Origin of the sequence: Pseudomonas sp. RGM2987 (genome assembly GCF_022952855.1) — a bacterium.
Lineage (GTDB): Bacteria > Pseudomonadota > Gammaproteobacteria > Pseudomonadales > Pseudomonadaceae > Aquipseudomonas.
On record NZ_JALJDX010000061.1, the window covers coordinates 1 to 5,109 of the forward strand.

Annotated in this window: 4 protein-coding genes; all 4 read left to right on the plus strand. The window is 63.4% G+C overall.

Annotated elements, in window-relative coordinates:
• The first annotated feature begins 155 nt into the window (after positions 1-155).
• The 4 genes from RGM2987_RS00545 to RGM2987_RS00560 all read left to right on the plus strand — a co-directional run bounded on the left by RGM2987_RS00545 (position 156) and on the right by RGM2987_RS00560 (position 5,077).
• Complete coding sequence (locus tag RGM2987_RS00545; RefSeq protein WP_245138170.1) at positions 156-629, plus strand: MarR family transcriptional regulator; 474 nt, start codon at positions 156-158, stop codon at positions 627-629.
• Positions 626-2,095 (plus strand): efflux transporter outer membrane subunit, encoded by a 1,470-nt coding sequence (locus RGM2987_RS00550; protein WP_245138171.1) that lies wholly within the window; start codon positions 626-628, stop codon positions 2,093-2,095. The genes RGM2987_RS00545 and RGM2987_RS00550 overlap by 4 nt, the downstream gene beginning before the upstream one ends.
• Before the next feature lie 15 nt (positions 2,096-2,110).
• Positions 2,111-3,313: an HlyD family efflux transporter periplasmic adaptor subunit gene (locus RGM2987_RS00555; RefSeq protein WP_245138172.1), complete on the plus strand. Its 1,203-nt coding sequence runs from the start codon at positions 2,111-2,113 to the stop codon at positions 3,311-3,313.
• Positions 3,314-3,547: 234 nt separating this feature from the next.
• Positions 3,548-5,077, plus strand: coding sequence for a DHA2 family efflux MFS transporter permease subunit (locus tag RGM2987_RS00560; RefSeq protein WP_245138173.1), 1,530 nt, complete (start codon positions 3,548-3,550; stop codon positions 5,075-5,077).
• Positions 5,078-5,109 lie beyond the last annotated feature (32 nt).

Sequence of the window (5,109 nt, forward strand, 5' to 3'; positions counted from 1 at the left end):
CGCCCCCCCCCCCGCTCCCACAGGGCGTCTTTGTTACCGCCATTTTGTGCGTTCATCCGGTTATACGTAGCCGCCTAACTATTTGTTTGACATTCGCTGCCTAAGCAGTAATATCTCGACATACATTCACTGCCTAGGCAGTAAACGGTGTCCAGATGAAGCATTTCACCCCAGACGAATTCCACAACTGCCATCTCGGCATGCTGCTTGGCCGCGCTGCGCTGCTCAAAGACCGGATCATCGACACCCACATGGAGCCTGTCGGCATCACCGCCGCGCAGTTCAAGGTGTTGATCATCATGGCCCAGCACGGCATCGACACCCCGGCTGAGCTGTGTCGCTACCTGTCCCTGGACAGTGGCTCGATGACCCGGATGCTCGATCGCCTGGAGCAGAAGGGCTTCCTCGCCCGCCAGCGCTCGGTGGATGACCGTCGGCAAGTGTTGCTGGTGTTGACCGACGCCGGTCAGGCACTGGCGGATCGCCTGCCGGTGATCGGCGCCGCTGCGATGAACCAACTGGCCAGCGCCATCAGTCGCGAGGAACTGCAAACCCTCGAACAGATTCTCAAGAAAATACTGCTCGCCGCCGGTGACCCCATCACCGTGCTGCGACTGGGGGAAAAATGAAGCGTAAAACCTTGCGTAGCGGCCTGAGCCTGGTGCTGCTGGCCATGAGCCTGGCCGGTTGCGCCAGCTACAGCGGCCTGAAGACCGAAGGCGTCAGCCTCGAGGCCCAGAGTCTCAAGGCCGGGCAATCGCTCAATGGCGTGACCCTCTCGCCGGCCTCGTGGCCGAAAAGCGACTGGTGGAAAAGCCTCGGTGATCCACAACTCGACGGTCTGATCCGCGAGGCCCTGCGTGACAGCCCGGACATGCAGATCGCCAGCGCCCGCATGCATCAGGCCAGCGCCGCTGCCTATGCGGCCAACGCCGCGCGCATGCCGACACTGGATGCCAGCGGCAGCGTCAGTCGTTCGCGGCTGGCTCGCGACCAGGACCCGGCGGGGCAGGGTGGTGCCTACAGCACCCTGCGTTCGCTAAGCGTCGATCTCAATTACAACTTCGACCTCTGGGGCGGCCAGCGCGCTGCTTGGGAAGCTGCCCTGGGCCAAGCCCGCGCCGCGGAAATCGACCGCCAGGCTGCGCAATTGACCCTGGCTGCCGATGTGGCCCGGGCCTACAGCGACCTCGGTCAGGCTCACATCATTTATGACCTGGCTGCCGAGGACCTCAAGCGCACCCGGCAGATGCTCGACTTGGGCAAACGCCGCCTCAGCGCCGGGATCGACAGCGAGTACCAGTTCCAGCAGACCGAAAGCCTGGAAGCCAGCGCCGACGCCACCCGTATCGATGCGGAAAAGCGCCTGCAAAGCGCCAGGATTGCCCTGGCGGTATTGCTGGGCAAGGGCCCGGACCGAGGTAATGAAATCGCCCGGCCCAATGTGCTGAAGTCCAGCGCGGTCGCCTTGCCGTCGGACCTGCCGGCGGAGCTGTTGGGCCGTCGTCCGGATCTGGTCGCGGCGCGCTGGCGGGTCGAAGCGGCGGGCAAGAACATCGAAGCCGGCAAGACCAACTTCTACCCCAACCTCAACCTGAGCGCGGCGGCGGGGGTGCAGTCGTTGCTGGGCGATGCGATGTTCGGTTCGGCCAGCCGCTTCTTCAACGTGGCGCCGACGGTTTCGCTGCCGATCTTCGACGGCGGACGCCTGCGCGCCGACCTGGATGCCCGGGACGCCGATTACGACCTGGCGGTGGCGCAATACAACAAGAGTCTGGTCAAGGCGCTGGGAGATGTCAGCGACAGCATCAACCAGTTGCGTGACATCGCTCGCCAGATCGGCGCCCAGCAGCACGCCACCGATATTGCACAGAACTCCTACGACACCGTGGTCCAGCGTTACGGCTCCGGCATCGGTAACTACCTGGACGTGCTGAGCATCGAGCAGCAATTGCTCCAGGCCCAGCGCCAACTGGCGAACCTGAATGCCGAGCAGATCGATCTGTCGATCCAGCTGATGCAGGCCCTTGGCGGCGGATTCGATGCCCAGGCGTTGGCTTCGGCCACGCCGGCCGCCACCACGCCGAATAATTGATTCGAGGTACTTGTCATGGCCACTGCCCAAACTACGCAATCTTCCGAAAACCCCCAGGACAGCAGCAACCCGCGCAAGCGCAAGGTGATGCTGCTGGTGCTGGCGCTCATCGTCATTCTCGGCGGCCTGGCTGTCTGGGGCTGGCATGAACTGTATGGCCGCTGGAACGAAAGCACCGACGATGCCTATGTGAACGGCAACGTGGTGGAGATTACCCCGCAAGTCACCGGCACCGTGGTCAGCATCGGTGCCGACGACGGTGACCTGGTGCGTGAAGGCCAGGTGCTGGTGCAGTTCGATCCGAATGACGCCGAAGTCGGGCTGCAAAGCGCCCAGGCCAACCTGGCGCGGACCGTGCGCCAGGTGCGCGGCTTATATAGCAACGTCGACGGCATGCGGGCCCAGGTCAATGCCCAGGAAGCCGAGGTGAAGAAGGCCCAGGAGAACTACAACCGGCGTAAGAATCTGGCAGCCGGCGGGGCGATTTCCCAGGAAGAACTGTCCCATGCCCGGGATGACCTGACCTCGGCGCAGAACGCCCTGGCCAACGCCCGGCAACAGCTCAAGACCACCAGCGCCCTGGTGGATGACACGGTGGTGTCGTCCCACCCGGATGTGCAATCGGCCGCCGCGCAACTGCGCCAGGCCTACCTGGCCGACGCCCGCAGCACCTTGATCGCGCCGGTCACCGGTTACGTCGCCAAACGCACCGTGCAACTGGGCCAGCGGGTACAGCCGGGCACGGCGTTGATGGCGGTGATTCCACTGGATCAGTTGTGGATCGACGCCAACTTCAAGGAAACCCAACTGCGTGACATGCGCATCGGCCAACCGGTGGACATCGAGACCGACCTGTACGGCAGCGATGTGAAGTACAGCGGCACCATCGACAGCCTCGGCGCCGGGACCGGCAGCGCGTTCGCCCTGCTGCCGGCACAGAACGCCACCGGTAACTGGATCAAGATCGTCCAGCGGGTGCCGGTGCGCATTCATGTCAATGCCGAAGAACTGGGCAGGCACCCGTTGCGCGTCGGCCTGTCGACCCAGGTCAACGTCGACCTGCACGACCAGAGCGGCCCGGTCCTGGCCCAGCAACCGCCGCAGAAAGCCTCGTTCAGCACCCAGGTCTACGACCGCCAACTGGCCGACGCCGACGCGATGATCACCCGGCTGATCCACGAGAACAGCGCGGCGGCGAGCAAGACTGCACAGCGTTGAGGCAGCGCAGCACAGGCTGTGGGAGCACGCTCGCTTCCACAGCAGAATTGCGGTGAACACCGATTCTGTGAGCACCCAGGCCGAATGTGGGAGCGGGCTTGCTCCCGAATGCGGAGTTTCAGGCGGCAAAATTATTGAATGTGGAATCGTCTTCGCGAGCAAGCCCGCTCCCACAGGTTCTGTGTTGTGTCTTGACCCGGACGATTTCGCCACCTTCGTTCATAGGATTTCGCAATGAGCAATAACGCGTCCTTCACGCCGCCCAGCCTGTTGCTCAGCACCATCGGGCTGTCGCTGGCGACGTTCATGCAGGTGCTCGACACCACGATTGCCAACGTCGCCTTGCCGACCATCTCCGGTAACCTTGGGGTCAGTTCGGAGCAGGGCACCTGGGTCATTACCTCGTTCGCAGTGAGCAACGCCATCGCACTGCCCTTGACCGGTTGGTTGAGCCGGCGGTTCGGCGAGGTGAAGCTGTTTTTGTGGGCGACGATGCTGTTCGTGCTCGCTTCGTTCTTGTGCGGCATCTCCACTTCAATGCCCGAGCTGATCGGCTTCCGGGTGCTCCAGGGCCTGGTGGCCGGGCCTTTGTACCCGATGACCCAGACCTTGCTGATCGCCGTGTATCCGCCGGCCAGGCGTGGCATGGCCCTGGCGTTGCTGGCGATGGTCACGGTGGTGGCGCCGATTGCCGGGCCGATCCTCGGCGGCTGGATCACCGACAGCTACAGTTGGCCCTGGATCTTCTTCATCAACGTGCCCATCGGGGTGTTCGCGGTGATGGTGGTGCGCCAGCAGCTCAAGGCGCGGCCAGTAGTCACCAGTCGCCAGCCGATGGATTACGTCGGGCTGATCACCCTGATCATTGGTGTCGGCGCGCTCCAAGTGATCCTCGACAAGGGCAATGACCTGGACTGGTTCGAATCGAACTTCATCATCATCGGCGCGCTGATTTCGGTGATTGCCCTGGCGGTGTTCGTGATCTGGGAAATGACCGACCGCCATCCGGTGGTCAACCTACGGCTGTTCGCCTACCGCAACTTTCGCATCGGCACCATCGTGCTGGTGGGCGGTTACGCCGGGTTCTTCGGCATCAACCTGATCCTGCCGCAATGGTTGCAGACCCAGATGGGCTACACCGCCACCTGGGCCGGGCTGGCCGTAGCGCCCATCGGGATCCTGCCGGTGTTGATGTCGCCCTTCGTTGGCAAATATGCGCACAAGTTCGACCTGCGGCTGCTGGCCGGGCTGGCGTTCCTGGCGATTGGCCTGAGTTGTTTCATGCGCGCCGGGTTCACCAACGAGGTGGACTTCCAGCACATCGCCCTGGTGCAGTTGTTCATGGGCATTGGCGTGGCGCTGTTCTTCATGCCGACCCTGAGCATCCTGATGTCGGACCTGCCGCCCCAGCAAATCGCCGACGGCGCCGGGCTGGCGACATTCCTGAGGACCCTGGGCGGCAGCTTCGCCGCGTCCCTGACCACCTGGATCTGGATCCGCCGGGCCGACCAGCACCATGCGTACCTGAGTGAAAGCATCAGCACCTTCGAGCCGGCCACCCGCGAGGCGCTCAACCAACTCGGCGGCGCCAGCGCACCGGCCTACGCCCAGCTCGACCATGTCCTCACCAGCCAGGCGTACATGCTCTCCACCGTGGATTACTTCACGTTGCTGGGCTGGGCGTTCATGGGCTTGATTTTGCTGGTGTGGCTGGCGAAACCGCCGTTTGCGGCCAAGGCAGGGCCGGAGGCGAGCGGCCACTGAATCGAGCATTGAAATTCAATCCCCTGTGGGAG